This is a genomic window from Bacillus coreaensis (assembly GCF_050586445.1).
GTDB lineage: Bacteria > Bacillota > Bacilli > Bacillales > Cytobacillaceae > Robertmurraya_A > Robertmurraya_A coreaensis.
On sequence record NZ_JBOCCY010000006.1, the window covers coordinates 102,597 to 117,662 of the forward strand.

The following is a 15,066-nucleotide window of genomic DNA, read 5'->3' on the forward strand; positions in this document are numbered from 1 at the left end:
ATAGGTAGGTAATATGTCGAGATGAGGTTCATAAGAGTTGATATCACATTTCATTTGTTATAAGATTGTAATGAGAATAAAATGAGAATGAAAATAAAGTTTTTATAGCAAAGAGATAACTAATTTTCTTTCAAATTATGGAGGTAATAGATATGTCAGGGTCAACTTTATCCATTAAGGATTTACATGTGTCAATCGATGAGAAAGAAATTCTAAAAGGGGTAACTCTTGAAATTAAGGGTGGAGAAATCCATGCAATCATGGGACCTAACGGAACAGGTAAATCTACTTTGTCTTCTGCAATTATGGGACATCCTAAATATGAAGTAACTTCTGGTTCAATCTCTCTTGATGGAGAAGATGTACTTGAAATGGAAGTGGATGAGCGTGCACGTGCTGGTCTATTCCTAGCGATGCAATACCCAAGTGAAATTAGTGGGGTAACAAATGCGGACTTCTTGCGTTCAGCTGTTAACAGCCGTCGTGAAGAGGGAGACGAAGTTTCTTTAATGAAATTTATCCGTCAAATGGACAAAAACATGGAGTTTTTAGAAATGGACCCAGATATGGCTCAACGTTACTTAAACGAAGGGTTCTCTGGTGGAGAAAAGAAGCGTAACGAGATTCTGCAATTAATGATGATTCAGCCAAAGATTGCAATCCTTGACGAAATCGACTCTGGATTAGATATCGACGCGTTAAAGGTTGTTTCAAAAGGAATTAACGAAATGCGTAGCTCTGAGTTTGGTTGCTTAATGATCACTCACTATCAACGTTTATTAAACTACATCACACCTGACTTCGTTCACGTAATGATGCAGGGACGTATCGTTAAATCTGGTGGCCCTGAGCTTGCTCAACGTTTAGAAGCTGAAGGATATGATTGGATTAAAAAAGAGCTTGGCATTGAGGACGAAACTGTCGGGCAAGAAGCGTAAGTTAGGGGGACCAGACATGACTACAGAAACCGTATTACCATTCGATAAGGAATATGTGACTTCTTTTTCAAAAGAGATGGGTGAGCCAGCTTGGTTAACAGAACTTCGCGTAAATGCGTTAGCCTCAGCTGATAACCTCTCATTTCCAAGACCTGATAAAACAAATATTACAAAGTGGAACTTTACTCAGTTCGATAAGCATATCGTTAAGAGTGAAGATTATTCTACTCTTGCTGATCTTCCGGAAGAAGTAAAATCATTGATCGGTACAGAAGAAGGCGAGAAAACATTATATATCCAACGTAATAACCGCCCAACAATTCTTTCTGTTTCAGAGGAATTGAAAAATCAAGGCGTGGTATTCGTAGATATCTTTACTGCTGCTCGTGAGCATGGGGATCTTTTACAAAAGTACTTCATGAAAGACGGTGTAAAGGTTGATGAGCACAAGCTTACTGCTCTTCATGCGGCATTAATGAACGGTGGAGTGTTCCTATATGTTCCTAAAAACGTAGAAGTTTCTGCACCAGTTCAAGCGGTATTTATTCATGATGACAAGGAAGCAAATGTGTTCAACCATGTTCTTGTAGTGGCTGAAGATAATAGCTCTGTGACTTATGTTGAAAACTATATTTCAACGATCGAAGAAGCAAGCTCAATTTTTAACATCGTAACGGAAGTAATTACAGGTACAAACGCGACTGTTCAATACGGTGCAGTTGATACATTAGCTAAAGGTGTAACAACGTATGTAAACCGCCGTGGAGTAACAGGACGTGACTCTCGGATTGAATGGGCACTTGGTTTAATGAATGACGGTAACACTATTTCTGATAACGTGACAAACCTTGTTGGAGATGGATCAGTTGGCGACATGAAAATGGTCACTGTTGGACGTGGGGAGCAAACACAAAACTTCACGACAAGTGTTGTTCACTGGGGCAAGCACACGGATGGCCAAATCCTTAAGCATGGTGTAACGAAAGACAGTGCTACTTCTATCTTTAATGGAATTGGAAAAATTGAATACGGTGCAACTAAGTCAAATGCGGAGCAAGAATCACGCGTATTAATGCTTAGTGAAAAAGCACGTGGGGATGCTAACCCTATTCTTCTTATTGATGAAGATGATGTAACGGCAGGACACGCGGCTTCAGTAGGACGCGTGGATCCACTTCAACTTTACTATCTAATGAGCCGTGGAATTCCTAAAACAGAAGCAGAACGCCTTGTTATTCATGGCTTCTTAGCTCCTGTTGTAAACGAGCTTCCTATCGAAGGTGTGAAAAAGCAACTAGTGGAAGTTATCGAAAGGAAAGTAAGATAATGAATATTCAGGATATTCGCAGTCACTTTCCGATTCTACATCAAGAAGTGAACGGCAAACCATTAGTGTATCTTGATAGCGCAGCGACTTCTCAAAAGCCCATTTCGGTCATCGAATCGTTAGAGAAATATTATAAAGAATATAATTCGAATGTGCACCGAGGTGTTCATACGCTTGGTACAAAAGCAACCGACGCTTATGAAGGGGCGCGTGAAAAGGTTAGAAGGTTTATTCATGCAAAATCTACCGAAGAGATAATCTTCACTCGTGGAGCAACTACAGCCTTAAACATGGTCGCCCACAGCTATGGTTCAGATAATCTTCGTGAGGGTGATGAAATTGTTATCACCTTTATGGAGCATCATGCCAATATTATTCCTTGGCAACAAGTAGCCAAAAAAACGGGTGCTACTCTTAAGTACATTCCTCTACAAGAGGACGGAACAATTAGCCTAGACGATGTAAGAGCAACCATTACGTCAAATACCAAAATTGTATCCGTGATGAAGGTTTCAAATGTTTTAGGTGTTATGAATCCGATTAAAGATATTGCCAAGATCGCTCATGAAAATGGTGCGATCATGGTGGTTGACGGTGCCCAAGCTGCTCCACATATGAAGATTGATGTACAGGATCTAGACTGCGACTTCCTAGCTTTTTCTGGCCATAAAATGTGTGGACCAACTGGAATTGGAGTTCTTTATGGGAAGAAACAGCATCTAGAAAAAATGGAGCCGGTTGAGACAGGTGGAGAAATGATCGACTTTGTAGATTTATACGAATCTACTTGGAAAGAGCTTCCTTGGAAGTTTGAGGCAGGTACTCCAATTATTGCGGGTGCTGTTGGACTTGGGGCTGCGATTGATTTCCTTGAGCAAATTGGCTTAGAAAATATAGAAGCTCACGAGCATAAGCTTGCTGCTTATGCGATGGAGAAGTTATCACGAATTGAAGGCATGACGATATATGGCCCGAAAGATCCAGGTCTTCGTGCTGGTGTGGTTACTTTCAATATCGATGATGTTCATCCGCATGATGTGGCAACAGTGCTTGATGCAGAAGGTATTGCCGTACGTGCTGGTCATCATTGTGCACAGCCACTTATGAAATGGCTTAAGGCAACGGCAACGGCTCGTGCCAGCTTTTACCTGTACAACACCGAAGAAGAGATTGATAAGCTTGTGGAAGGGCTTATCAAAACAAAGGAGTATTTTAGCGATGTCTTCTAATCATTTAGATACCCTCTATAGACAGGTAATTATGGATCATTACAAGAACCCTCGTAATAAAGGGGTTTTAGAAAACGATAGCCTAACCATCAACATGAATAATCCTACATGTGGAGACCGGATTCAGCTTACACTTAAGCTTGAGGAAGGTGTCGTGAAGGATGCGAAATTTGAAGGAGAAGGCTGCTCCATCTCTATGTCATCTGCTTCTATGATGACGCAAGCTATCAAAGGGAAAAAGCTTGATGAAGCATTAAAGCTTTCGGAAGTGTTTTCTCAAATGATGCAAGGTAAAGAGTACGACGATAGCTTAGACTTAGGTGATATAGAAGCGTTACAAGGTGTGTCCAAATTTCCAGCGCGAATCAAATGTGCGACTTTAGCTTGGAAGGCAATGGAAAAAGGCATGAAAGAAGAACAAGAATAAGGGGAAGCATAAACGCATGCTCCTACGAATGGAGGAACACGACAATGGCTAAAAAAGCGCCTGAAATCGGTGATTATAAATATGGTTTTGCCGATAAAGATGTGTCTATCTTCCGCTCGAAGCGTGGATTAACACGTGAAATCGTGGAAGAAATCTCAAAAATGAAGCAAGAGCCACAATGGATGCTTGATTTCCGTTTGAAATCACTAGAGCATTTTTACAATATGCCAATGCCACAATGGGGTGGAGATTTAGCAGCTTTAAATTTTGATGAAATTACGTACTACGTAAAACCTTCAGAAAAGACAGAACGTTCTTGGGATGAAGTTCCTGAAGAAATTAAACAAACATTTGATAAGCTTGGTATTCCAGAAGCTGAACAAAAGTACTTAGCTGGTGTATCTGCTCAGTACGAATCTGAGGTTGTTTATCACAACATGCAGGAAGACCTTGAAAACTTAGGAATTGTGTTTAAGGACACTGATTCTGCCCTTCGTGAAAATGAAGACATCTTCCGTGAGCATTGGGCAAAAGTGATTCCTCCAACGGATAACAAATTTGCTGCATTAAACTCGGCTGTATGGTCAGGTGGATCTTTCATCTATGTACCAAAAGGTGTAAAGGTAGAAACTCCACTTCAAGCATATTTCCGTATCAACTCTGAAAACATGGGTCAGTTCGAGCGTACCCTTATCATTGTTGATGAAGGCGCACATGTACACTATGTAGAAGGTTGTACAGCACCTGTTTATACAACAAACTCCCTTCATAGTGCTGTTGTTGAAATCATTATCAAAAAAGATGCTTACTGCCGTTATACAACGATTCAAAACTGGGCAAACAACGTGTTTAACCTCGTTACAAAGCGTGCGGTTTGTGAAGCAAACGCAACAATGGAATGGATTGACGGAAACATCGGTTCTAAGTTGACAATGAAATACCCAGCGGTAATCCTTAAGGGTGAAGGTGCTCGTGGAATGACCTTATCTATCGCGCTAGCTGGTAAAGGTCAACACCAAGACGCTGGAGCGAAAATGATTCACTTAGCTCCAAATACGTCTTCTACAATCGTTTCAAAGTCGATTTCTAAGCAAGGCGGAAAAGTAACGTACCGTGGAATCGTTCACTTTGGACGTAAAGCAGACGGAGCACGTGCGAATATCGAGTGTGACACACTAATCATGGATAACCAGTCTACTTCAGATACGATTCCTTACAACGAAATCCTAAACGATAACATCTCATTAGAGCATGAAGCGAAGGTTTCAAAGGTTTCTGAGGAGCAATTGTTCTATCTAATGAGCCGTGGTATTTCTGAAGAAGAAGCAACAGAAATGATCGTAATGGGCTTTATTGAACCATTTACGAAAGAACTTCCGATGGAATATGCAGTTGAAATGAACCGTCTAATCAAGTTCGAGATGGAAGGTTCTATCGGTTAAGAAATAAAGGAAACGTTCACCCTAGAAGGTGAACGTTTTTTCATACATATGATATGATGAGGACAATAGTTGGAGGGGTGTAATGATTTATATCGGAGTGACTGGTTGGGGTGACCAGGATCGCTTGTATGGTCCACATACCTCACCTAGAAATAAGTTAAAAGAGTATGCTGGTTTTTTTCCAACTGTCGAAGTTGATTCCTCCTTTTAGGCTATACAGCCTACTAAAAATGCGCAAAGATGGACCGAGGATACCCCGTCTTCCTTTCGTTTTATTGTAAAGGCATATCAAGGGATGACAGGACATTCGAGAGGAGAGATTCCTTTTGAAAGCAAAGAGCAAATGTTTCAAGGGTTTAAGGATTCTCTTACACCTTATATAGAAAGCAAAAAGTTAGCTATGGTCTTGTTTCAGTTTCCGCCTTGGTTTGATTGTAAAAGGGAGCATGTTGAATACTTGCGTTGGTGCAAAAAACAGATGGGGAATATCCCATGTGCTCTCGAATTTCGTCATCAATCGTGGTTTCGTCCCTCCTTTTATGAACGAACCATTCAATTTATGAAGGAGGAAAAGTGGATTCATAGCATTTGCGATGAACCGCAATCCGGAGAGGGTTCTGTCCCTACTGTGCTCGAATCACTAGGGAAAGAGAAGCTGCTAATTCGTTTTCATGGAAGAAACGTGCATGGTTGGCAAAAACGTACAGAAAACTGGCGGGAAGTCAGATACTTATATCGGTATAATCAGAATGAATTGCGACAATGGGTAGAGCATATAAAAAAACTAGAAAAAGAAACGAAACATCTATACATTGTTTTTAATAATAATTCTGGTGGAGATGCCGCTGATAACGCGCTTGAGCTGATTGATCTACTCGGAATCGAGTATGAAAACTTAGCTCCTCGCCAGCTTGATTTGTTTTAGCATTTTTGTAAGGGGAGAGACAGTATGACCTTAGAAGATATTCATATTTATCACACGAATGACTTACATAGCCATTTCGAGCACTGGACAAGAATCAGCTCTTTCTTACAGAGAAGAAGAGACCTTCACCAAAGTGCAAACGAAGACGTTCTTCTATTTGACATAGGTGATCATATGGACCGGTGGCATCCTCTTACAGATGCTACACGGGGAAAGCGGAACACCCTGTTATTAAATGAAGTGGGATACACGGCCGTAACGATTGGAAATAATGAAGGAATTACTCTCTCCTTCGAAGATTTAGACACTCTATATCAAAAGAGAACATTTGATGTGATTGTAGCCAATTTTTTTACAGCTAAAGGTACTCGTCCTAAGTGGGTAGAGCCATATCATATTTATGAGCTGAAAAATAAAGCACGCGTGGCTGTTATCGGTTTGACCGCCTACTTTTCCCATTTTTATGGACAGCTGGGCTGGGAACTATCCGAACCGATGGAAGAACTACAGCGACAGCTAGCCCTAGTAAAAAAAGAGGCAGACATCATCATTCTCCTCTCTCATTTAGGCATAAATGAAGATGAAGCTATTGCTGAACAATTTCCTGAAATTGATGTGATTTTAGGGGCGCATACCCATCATGTGTTTCATGAAGGAAAAGAAATAAATGATGTCATTCTAGGTGCTGCAGGAAAGTACGGAATGTTTGTTGGCCATATAACACTTACGATTGATAGCAAGACACTTCGCGTGATGAAAAAGCGAGCAATTGCTTATGATTCAAATAAACTTCCTTATGTAGATAACGAAAAGGAAGAGGAGAATCGGCTGTATGAGGAAGGAAAGGCTTTGCTATTTACCGAAGTTGCTAGAATAAAAGAGCCTTACCGATCCAGGGAAGTGCTAGCACGCCTTCTTTGTGAAACTCTTCGCAGCTGGTGTAACGTAGATAGTGCCTTTTTAAACGAAGGGTTAATATTGCATGATTTACCAAGTGAAATGGTTACGGAATACGATTTATTAACAATTTGTCCACATCCCATAAATCCCACGGTGGTCGAGCTCTCAGGTGCTGAATATCAAGAAGTCATCCGACTTGCATTAGATGAGAAGTGGAGAAATATGGTGATTAAGGGGTTTGGATTTCGTGGTACTTTCATGGGGAAAATGATCTTTGAGGGTGTCGAGGTGAAGCATGAGAATAATGGACTCTCCTTTTATATTAATGGTAATAAAATAGAAAGAGAAACACGTTATCAATTAGCCATTCCAGACATGTTTACTTTTGGTCAGCTGTTCCCTGAGATTAGAAGAGCGGAGCATAAAGTATTCTTCTTCCCAGAATTTATGCGTGATTTATTACGCTGGAAGCTTCAAAACTTGCAATAGCTAGGCAAATGAAACTCACATTTTTTCTTCCTATTTCATAAATTGATAAGGAAGAAAGGAGAGTGTAGCAAGTGATTGAGCTTTCACCTATTGAAATCAATGGACACACTTTTTTAAGTGTATCAGTAAAACTCCCAAAAACAAATTTGCTCGTTGTGAGCAATGATAAAGGATACATCATGTGTGGTGCTCTTGATGTGGCACTTCTCAATGATAAGCTTAAGGATAGAAAAGTAATTGCCGGTAGAGCCGTTGGCGTTAAAACCATTGAGCAGCTTTTGGAGGCACCTTTAGAATCTGTAACGTTTGAAGCAGAAAATTTAGGGATTACAAAGGGTATGCTTGGAAAAGATGCCATGTTAAAAATGATTTAAAAAGGCGCAGGATATGCGCTTTTTTTAGTTTTAATTGGATAATAGGAAATTAGTTTGTTCTGCTTGATAAGCAAATATAGTCAATTGACCTATTTATTTTTTAAATTAGGTACTAAAGTATGTTGATATTTAGTCGATAATAGAGTTATCTTAGTAGATAAAGTAGGAATTTGTCAGGACTTGTTGAATAATATCAGTCAGACTAATACAGGAGAACTATAATGAGACTAGTAGCTACCGCTAATGTAGAATCTGGAACTATACTTGGTAAAACAGTTAGAAGTGATAAAGGTCAGATTTTACTAAGCGAGGGAGTAGAGTTAAATGAAAAAATGCTTAATCGCTTACAACTGCTGGGCATCACCTACATATATATAAAAGATTCTGTAACAGAAGGGATCGAGTATATCGAGGTACTCCCCGATTCGATTCGCAGACAGGCTGTCCAAACGATTGAAACCACTTTCCATGAGCTTCAAATGGATAGCAAATTTAATTCTACATTTGTTATTGAAAAAGCGTCAAAAAGATTTAAAGATCTGATTCGACAGCTTTTATTTGAGTTGAGAAATAATGAAAATTTGTTAACCATGTTAGCTGATGTCTATACATATGATAACTATATCTTCACACATTCCTTACATGTGACTATGTATTCTCTAGCGATTGGAATGAAGTTAAAGTTAACTCCTAAAGAACTTGAAATACTTGGGATGGGAGCCATACTTCACGATGTAGGGAAAATGAAAGTACCATGTGAAATTCTTCAGAAACCAGGAAAATTAACAGATCAAGAATACGATGAGATTAAAAAGCATCCTGAAGAAGGATTTCAAATGCTTCGTAATGTTCCAGCGATGTCCCTTATTGTTGCTCATTGTGCGTATCAGCATCATGAACGGCTAAATGGGACTGGATATCCACGAGGTATCGAAGGAGAAGATATTCACCAGCTTGCGAAAATTATTGCGGTAGCTGATGTGTTTGATGCGGTTACCTCAAATCGAGTGTATCGTGATGCTATGCTACCCCATCATGGTCTAGAAATTTTGTTTGCAGGGTCAGGAACCCTTTTTGATCCAAAAATAATAGAGGCATTTCGTAAAGGGGTAGCCATTTACCCTGTAGGAATTACGGTGATACTTGATGATGGTCGTAAAGGAGTTGTATCCAAACAAAACATGGGAGTCAGCGACCGGCCGGTTGTAAGGATCATTGAAGAAGATGGTAAAAGCATTGACCCATACGAACTTGACCTAAGCAAAAGCTTATCAACAATGATTCTTGAATGCGATACAACCTTTCCTAAAAAAGCGTAACTAGTCTATCAAAGTTAAAAAAATTCATATTTTTGCGCTAGTTCCCTCCTTTACAGCATACATATAGCTTGTAAAGGGGGGATTTGTCTTGCGTAAATTTCGCGGTCGTCTGCCGCGGAGAGGTCCATTGCCGTTCAGATATGTTTTTTTACTTACCTTCGTGTTTTTTATTTTTTCAACAGCAGCTGGTCTTTGGATAATAAATGAGGGGCTAAAGCCTACACTTGTTAGCTATGCAAACTCACAAACTCGAAAAATTGCTTCACTCGTCATAAATAATGCAGTAAGTAAAAAAATAACAAATGTTATGGATATAAAATTCGAAGAGACCGGTGATGGCGATGTGGTGTTCCTAAACGCAGAACATCTAAACCGTGTGAAAGCAGAAGTAACTGAGTTGGTACAAGACAATATTAAAAAGGCAGAAAAAGGAGATCTCTCAGAGCTTGAATCCTTCACCGATATTGAAATCAATACAGATAAAAAGGAAAACGGTATCGTTTATTATGTTCCATTAGGGCAGGCTACCAATAATGCCCTATTAGGTAACTTAGGACCAAAAATACCAATAAAATTTAACTCAATCGGTTCTGTTACCTCCACCTTTAAGACAATAAAAGAAGAATTGGGAATTAATAATACTTGGGTGGAAATACATGTTCAAGTAGAAGTAAAGGTACAGATCATCATTCCATTTGCTACGGAAATTATTACCGTTAAAGAGGATGTGCCGGTTGCGACTGGTCTGATCAAAGGCGAGGTCCCACAGTTTTATAACGGGGGCGGCGGTGATTCTGGTGCATCAATTGAGTTGCCGATGGACAATTAATCAGTTAGTGAAAAAGTCAGAGGAAATCTGTGTTCTTCTGACTTTTTTCTATAGAAAATTTGAAGAAAGGGGTGGCTGAAATGGAGAGAGGAGGGAGAAAAGTAGGTGAGAATAATATTCTGAAATGTTAGTTTTTTCACAATTTTCACATCTTCTACTATATTAACGTGTTAAACAAAATTATTATTCTAAAAATAAAGTTTTGACAGATGGACAAAAACTAGCTATACTAATTTTAGATTAAATCAAATAATCAGAAAATATAAAAAGTTCCAATTATTTTCTAAAATAAGGAAAAAAGTTTGGGACTCAGTAGGAGGTCATTTTTACTATGGATAATCGTCCACAATGGGGGACTCGTGCAGGTTTTATCATGGCAGCAGTTGGATCAGCTGTAGGACTAGGAAATATCTGGCGTTTTCCCGCAGTAGCTTATGAAAATGGAGGAGGGGCATTCTTTTTACCGTACTTATTCGCTATCTTAACTGCTGGTATTCCGCTTCTCGTTCTAGAGTTTACATTAGGTCATAAATATCGCGGATCAGCTCCATTAACATTCGCTCGTCTAAACAAGAAATCTGAATGGCTTGGCTGGTGGCAAGTTGCGATTTCATTTGTTATCTCAACATATTATGCTGTTATTATCGCTTGGGCAATGTCATTTGCTTACTTCTCTTTCGGAGAAAAATGGGGCAAGGACCCAGGAACATTCCTATTTGGTGACTATTTAAAGCTTGCTGAAGCACCAGGTCAGGTTGGAAGCATCGTTCCTAGTGTTTTTATTCCATTAGTACTAGTTTGGGTCATTGCACTAGGTGTTCTTTTTAAAGGTGTTAAAAAGGGTATTGAAGCAGCGAACAAGATCTTTATTCCGGCACTTGTTATTTTATTCCTTGTAATCGTCGTTCGCGCTGTAACATTAGATGGAGCTGCTCAAGGTTTGGATGCATTCTTCAAGCCAAACTGGAGCTTAATTGCAGAACCTAAGGTTTGGGTTGCTGCATACGGTCAGATTTTCTTCAGCTTATCGATTGGTTTTGCGATTATGGTTACGTATTCTAGTTATTTACCAAAGAAGACAGACTTAACAAATAATGCTTTTATCACAGCTTTTGCTAACTCTGGTTTTGAATTATTAGCAGGTATTGGTGTATTTGCTGCCTTAGGTTTTATGGCTCAGCAGCAAGGTGTCGCTGTTAGTGAAGTAGTTGCAGGTGGAGTAGGGTTAGCATTCGTTGTTTTCCCACAGATCATTAGTGAGTTCCCTGCATTTAATGGTTTATTAGGATCCATTTTCTTCTTATGTTTAGTATTAGCTGGTTTAACTTCACTAATTTCAATCATTGAAACGTATGTAGCTGGTATTCAAGACAAATTTAAGGTTTCACGTAACAAAGCAGTAGCGATAGGTGGAGGAATCTCGGCGATCATTTCGATTCTATTTGCCACTCAAGGTGGATTATACTTCCTTGATGCTGCAGACTATTTCATCAACCAATTTGGTATCGTTGTAGCTGGATTTGCGGAAGTAGTAATAGTGGCATGGGTATTACGTGAAATGAAGGTTCTTCAACAGCATGCGAATAGCATGTCCGATATGCTTTTAGGTGCATGGTGGAAAGTTTGCTTAGGTGTTATTACACCAGTTGTTTTAGGATATATGATGATTCAAAACTTCATCAATAACTTAAAAGATAACTACGAAGGATATCCAACAAGCTTCCTATTATATACAGGTTGGGGAGTAGCATTAGCTGCCATTGTTGTTGGATTTGTATTCGCTGCTTTCAAGTGGCAAAAAGGTGCATTAGATTTACCTTCAACTGAAAGCAAGGGGGTTTCAAAATAATGTCAACGAGTGCGATTGTTATGATGGTTGTTGGTATGGTTATTCTTTGGGGTGGATTTGCAGCAAGTGTGGCAAATGCTTATTCTAAAGGCAAAAAAGCTAACTAATTAGAAAGAGGACTAACGGTTTGATGAATCCGTTAGTCCTCTTTTTATTTTCGTCGAGCACGTTCTTGGCGTTCCCAAAGTTTTAAATGTGGAAACGGATCATAGCTCCATTCGGTATAACCATTGTCACGATACATTCCATAATGAAGATGGGGAGGGAATTTCCCTGATGTTCCAGGAGGTCCATAACCTGAACTTCCTACACCGCCTATGACCATTCCAGGTTCAACGATTTGTCCTACCTTTAAATCCTTACTAAAGCCGCTTAAATGGGCAAAATAATGATAGTTATTGTTAATATCACGTATCCCGATTCGCCAGCCACCAAAACGGTTCCAGCCTTTCATCTCAACAATGCCATATGAGGTTGCACGAACAGGAACACCATAGTGGGCAAAAATATCTGTTCCTTCATGCATGCGTCGTCCACCCCAGCCACGAGCGTCTCCCCATGTGTTTCGATAGCTATAATCGGTTCTAAGTGGTACTGGAAAGGCGTGACTATCAAGATCCAGTCGACCATATTTTTTATAAATTTCGGACTTGCCGATAATAATCCCTACAGTTTTGTCTCGTTTATAATAATCCCAAAGACCAATTTTTATATTATCATGGTCGGTTCCATAAGATAGGATGAAGTTGGCAAAAGCAAAGAGAACATCTTCGTCGTCTTTCAAACTCGCCTTGCCATCCCCATTCCCATCGATTCCAAAACCGTTAAAGTACTTAATGGATATCGGATTCTCATCTTCAAGATTTGGGTTCAGCGGGCCAACCCATACCTCTGGTTTGTAGTAAATGCCAGTTAGACCTTCCGCTTTCGGCAAATCACGTCGAGATTGCCTAAGACTTCTTTCATATTGGTCAACAGCGGCCATATAGTACCAAGGAATATTGGTAGCTGCTTCAACTTCTTTATATAGCTCGAGTCGTTTGGCATAAATGGTTTGTTGATCGGTTTGGGCATGTGCATATCGATCAGAAGGTAATAAAGCAATAATAACAAGAAAAATAAAGATTCCTTTTAGCAGTTTCCGCACGATGATCCTCCTTCAAAAGAATTAACATGCTTTAGTTTGTCTTAAATCATTTAAAACAATATATATCAATTACTGGTAATAGTAAGTCTCTTGCTTGTCGTATAATCTTCATTATGTTAAAGTGATTCAGGAGTAGTCTGAAATAGCTACATAGTGTGAAAAAAACACTTATCATATAAGGATGGTGTGGGAAGTTGAGCAAAAAACAAGAACATTTACGTAAACCCGAGTGGTTGAAAATTAAATTAAACACGAACGAAAATTATACAGGCTTGAAGAAGATGATGAGAGAGAAAAAGCTTCATACCGTATGTGAAGAAGCAAAGTGCCCTAATATTCATGAATGTTGGGCCGTTAGACGTACCGCTACATTTATGATCCTAGGAGATATTTGTACTCGTGCATGCCGTTTCTGTGCTGTAAAAACGGGTCTTCCAACAGAACTTGATCTTCAAGAACCAGAACGTGTGGCTGATTCTGTTGTGTTAATGAATCTAAAGCATGTGGTTGTTACGGCTGTAGCGCGTGATGACTTAAAAGACGGTGGTGCAGCAGTATTTGCTGAAACCGTTCGTGCGATCCGTAGAAAGAGTCCATTCACAAGTATTGAAGTACTGCCATCAGATATGGGCGGAGTCGAAGAGAACCTTCGTATGCTAATGGATGCGCGTCCAGATATCCTGAATCATAATATTGAAACGGTGAAACGTTTATCAGATCGTGTGAGAGCACGTGCAAAATACGACCGTTCACTTGAGTTCTTAAGAAGAGCAAAAGAAATGCAACCCGATATTCCTACAAAGTCTTCCATTATGATCGGTCTTGGTGAAACGAAGGAAGACCTAATTGAAGCTATGGATGATTTACGAGCAAATAACGTAGATATTTTAACAATTGGTCAGTACTTACAGCCATCTAAAAAACACTTACCAGTAGAAAAATACTACCGCCCAGAGGAATTTTCTGAACTTAAGGAAATTGCCCTAAGCAAAGGCTTTAGCCACTGTGAAGCTGGACCGCTTGTACGTTCCTCTTACCATGCAGATGAGCAGGTAAATGCAGCAGCTAAGCACAAACAATTATTAGGTGAAAAAGAAGCGAAGGAAGCATAATAAGAAAAAAGAGGCATTACGAAGTTCGTAAGCCTCTTTTTCTTATTGGTTCATTTTTGCCTTCATCTGTTGGCTTATATCATCTTTGTCCATTTCTTCATTAAGCTCTCCTTGAGCTTCACCATTCGCATTTTCACCTGTGCTCATGTTCTTCCCTTGAGGAGAGGCTAGCATTTGCTTAATGAGCTGATTGATTCCAGTTTCCGTATTTGCACTGTTCGGACCGAGGTTGGCAAGATTCTCTACATTTGGCCGAAGAGCTTCATTATCACTAACATATACATGGTACCATCTAGGTATAACGGACATAGCCATACGCTTGACTTGGTCAGCTGTTAAATTGCGATCACTTGAATCGGTATGGTACACTATGAGAACTTCCTCATCTGTTACCAATGTGGAGATATCGTCTACATTAGGAACATCTGTGCAATACTCACCGATGATATCGGCCACTTTTTCACGATCAATGGCAGCATAGTGATTTTGTGACTGTGTACGAGCCATTTCGTCCTTTTTATGTCTTACATAGCCAAAATCTTTAGAGTCATTCTTATCTCGATTGTATATGTCACCAGTTGGGTCATTAACGCTTAGAGCATTGCTTCGGTCGTTCTGAAAATCATCACGACCTAAATTATTTTGACAAGCAGTAAGTGTTGTCATCGCACAAATTCCAAGGATTATCATTGATTTTTTCAAGATTTACACCCCCTCTTTTATAGAATGACCACGAGAATTCTTTTTTCCTCTTAGTAA

Annotated in this window: 14 protein-coding genes and 1 pseudogene; 13 read left to right on the forward strand and 2 right to left on the reverse strand. The window is 39.6% G+C overall.

Annotated features, from left to right (window positions below; all coding sequences use genetic code 11):
- Nucleotides 1–152 precede the first annotated feature (152 nt).
- From sufC to ACQ5H4_RS11525, 12 genes and pseudogenes are all read left to right on the forward strand, one after another.
- On the forward strand, nt 153–938 hold the full coding sequence (gene sufC, locus ACQ5H4_RS11470) for a Fe-S cluster assembly ATPase SufC (RefSeq protein WP_430775049.1): 786 nt from the start codon (nt 153–155) through the stop codon (nt 936–938).
- Between the two features lie 16 nt (nt 939–954).
- Nucleotides 955–2,265, forward strand: coding sequence for a Fe-S cluster assembly protein SufD (gene sufD, locus ACQ5H4_RS11475; RefSeq protein ID WP_430775050.1), 1,311 nt, complete (start codon nt 955–957; stop codon nt 2,263–2,265).
- Nucleotides 2,265–3,494: a cysteine desulfurase gene (locus ACQ5H4_RS11480; RefSeq protein WP_430775051.1), complete on the forward strand. Its 1,230-nt coding sequence runs from the start codon at nt 2,265–2,267 to the stop codon at nt 3,492–3,494. The genes sufD and ACQ5H4_RS11480 overlap by 1 nt, the downstream gene beginning before the upstream one ends.
- On the forward strand, nt 3,484–3,921 hold the full coding sequence (sufU, locus tag ACQ5H4_RS11485; protein ID WP_430775052.1) for a Fe-S cluster assembly sulfur transfer protein SufU: 438 nt from the start codon (nt 3,484–3,486) through the stop codon (nt 3,919–3,921). Before ACQ5H4_RS11480 ends, sufU begins: the two co-directional genes overlap by 11 nt.
- A 44-nt stretch (nt 3,922–3,965) precedes the next feature.
- Nucleotides 3,966–5,363: a Fe-S cluster assembly protein SufB gene (gene sufB, locus ACQ5H4_RS11490; protein ID WP_119709820.1), complete on the forward strand. Its 1,398-nt coding sequence runs from the start codon at nt 3,966–3,968 to the stop codon at nt 5,361–5,363.
- Between the two features lie 82 nt (nt 5,364–5,445).
- Nucleotides 5,446–6,288: pseudogene (locus ACQ5H4_RS11495) on the forward strand (DUF72 domain-containing protein).
- 24 nt (nt 6,289–6,312) lie between these two features.
- On the forward strand, nt 6,313–7,677 hold the full coding sequence (locus ACQ5H4_RS11500; RefSeq protein ID WP_430775053.1) for a bifunctional metallophosphatase/5'-nucleotidase: 1,365 nt from the start codon (nt 6,313–6,315) through the stop codon (nt 7,675–7,677).
- Nucleotides 7,678–7,748: 71 nt separating this feature from the next.
- Entirely contained in the window at nt 7,749–8,051 is a 303-nt protein-coding gene (locus ACQ5H4_RS11505) for a YunC family protein (RefSeq protein WP_430775054.1), read from the forward strand.
- A 221-nt stretch (nt 8,052–8,272) separates the two neighbouring features.
- Nucleotides 8,273–9,370: an HD-GYP domain-containing protein gene (locus tag ACQ5H4_RS11510; protein WP_430775055.1), complete on the forward strand. Its 1,098-nt coding sequence runs from the start codon at nt 8,273–8,275 to the stop codon at nt 9,368–9,370.
- Nucleotides 9,371–9,458: 88 nt separating this feature from the next.
- Nucleotides 9,459–10,199 carry a sporulation protein YunB gene (gene yunB, locus ACQ5H4_RS11515; protein WP_430775056.1) on the forward strand — a complete coding sequence of 247 codons (741 nt, stop codon included), beginning with the start codon at nt 9,459–9,461 and terminating at the stop codon, nt 10,197–10,199.
- Between the two features lie 331 nt (nt 10,200–10,530).
- Entirely contained in the window at nt 10,531–12,048 is a 1,518-nt protein-coding gene (locus ACQ5H4_RS11520) for a sodium-dependent transporter (RefSeq protein WP_430775057.1), read from the forward strand.
- The gene (locus ACQ5H4_RS11525; protein WP_430775058.1) at nt 12,048–12,155 is read left to right on the forward strand and encodes a methionine/alanine import family NSS transporter small subunit; all 108 of its coding nucleotides are present in this window, start codon (nt 12,048–12,050) and stop codon (nt 12,153–12,155) included. The genes ACQ5H4_RS11520 and ACQ5H4_RS11525 overlap by 1 nt, the downstream gene beginning before the upstream one ends.
- Before the next feature lie 44 nt (nt 12,156–12,199).
- Here ACQ5H4_RS11525 and ACQ5H4_RS11530 read toward each other — a convergent pair whose 3' ends face one another.
- Nucleotides 12,200–13,198 carry a M23 family metallopeptidase gene (locus tag ACQ5H4_RS11530; protein ID WP_430775227.1) on the reverse strand — a complete coding sequence of 333 codons (999 nt, stop codon included), beginning with the start codon at nt 13,196–13,198 and terminating at the stop codon, nt 12,200–12,202.
- Nucleotides 13,199–13,389: 191 nt separating this feature from the next.
- On the opposite strand from ACQ5H4_RS11530, the gene lipA reads away from it, so the two are divergent.
- Complete coding sequence (lipA, locus tag ACQ5H4_RS11535) at nt 13,390–14,307, forward strand: lipoyl synthase (protein WP_430775059.1); 918 nt, start codon at nt 13,390–13,392, stop codon at nt 14,305–14,307.
- A 42-nt stretch (nt 14,308–14,349) separates the two neighbouring features.
- Here the strand turns inward: lipA and ACQ5H4_RS11540 are convergent, their stop codons facing one another.
- The gene (locus ACQ5H4_RS11540; protein ID WP_430775060.1) at nt 14,350–15,009 is read right to left on the reverse strand and encodes a YhcN/YlaJ family sporulation lipoprotein; all 660 of its coding nucleotides are present in this window, start codon (nt 15,007–15,009) and stop codon (nt 14,350–14,352) included.
- Between the last annotated feature and the right edge of the window lie 57 nt (nt 15,010–15,066).

What these genes read in the sequence shown, in the direction of transcription:
- sufC (WP_430775049.1), top strand. Translation starts at nt 153, where the DNA reads ATGTCAGGGTCAACTTTATCCATTAAGGATTTACATGTGTCAATCGAT.
- sufD (WP_430775050.1), top strand. Translation starts at nt 955, where the DNA reads ATGACTACAGAAACCGTATTACCATTCGATAAGGAATATGTGACTTCT.
- ACQ5H4_RS11480 (WP_430775051.1), top strand. Translation starts at nt 2,265, where the DNA reads ATGAATATTCAGGATATTCGCAGTCACTTTCCGATTCTACATCAAGAA.
- sufU (WP_430775052.1), top strand. Translation starts at nt 3,484, where the DNA reads ATGTCTTCTAATCATTTAGATACCCTCTATAGACAGGTAATTATGGAT.
- sufB (WP_119709820.1), top strand. Translation starts at nt 3,966, where the DNA reads ATGGCTAAAAAAGCGCCTGAAATCGGTGATTATAAATATGGTTTTGCC.
- ACQ5H4_RS11500 (WP_430775053.1), top strand. Translation starts at nt 6,313, where the DNA reads ATGACCTTAGAAGATATTCATATTTATCACACGAATGACTTACATAGC.
- ACQ5H4_RS11510 (WP_430775055.1), top strand. Translation starts at nt 8,273, where the DNA reads ATGAGACTAGTAGCTACCGCTAATGTAGAATCTGGAACTATACTTGGT.
- ACQ5H4_RS11520 (WP_430775057.1), top strand. Translation starts at nt 10,531, where the DNA reads ATGGATAATCGTCCACAATGGGGGACTCGTGCAGGTTTTATCATGGCA.
- ACQ5H4_RS11525 (WP_430775058.1), top strand. Translation starts at nt 12,048, where the DNA reads ATGTCAACGAGTGCGATTGTTATGATGGTTGTTGGTATGGTTATTCTT.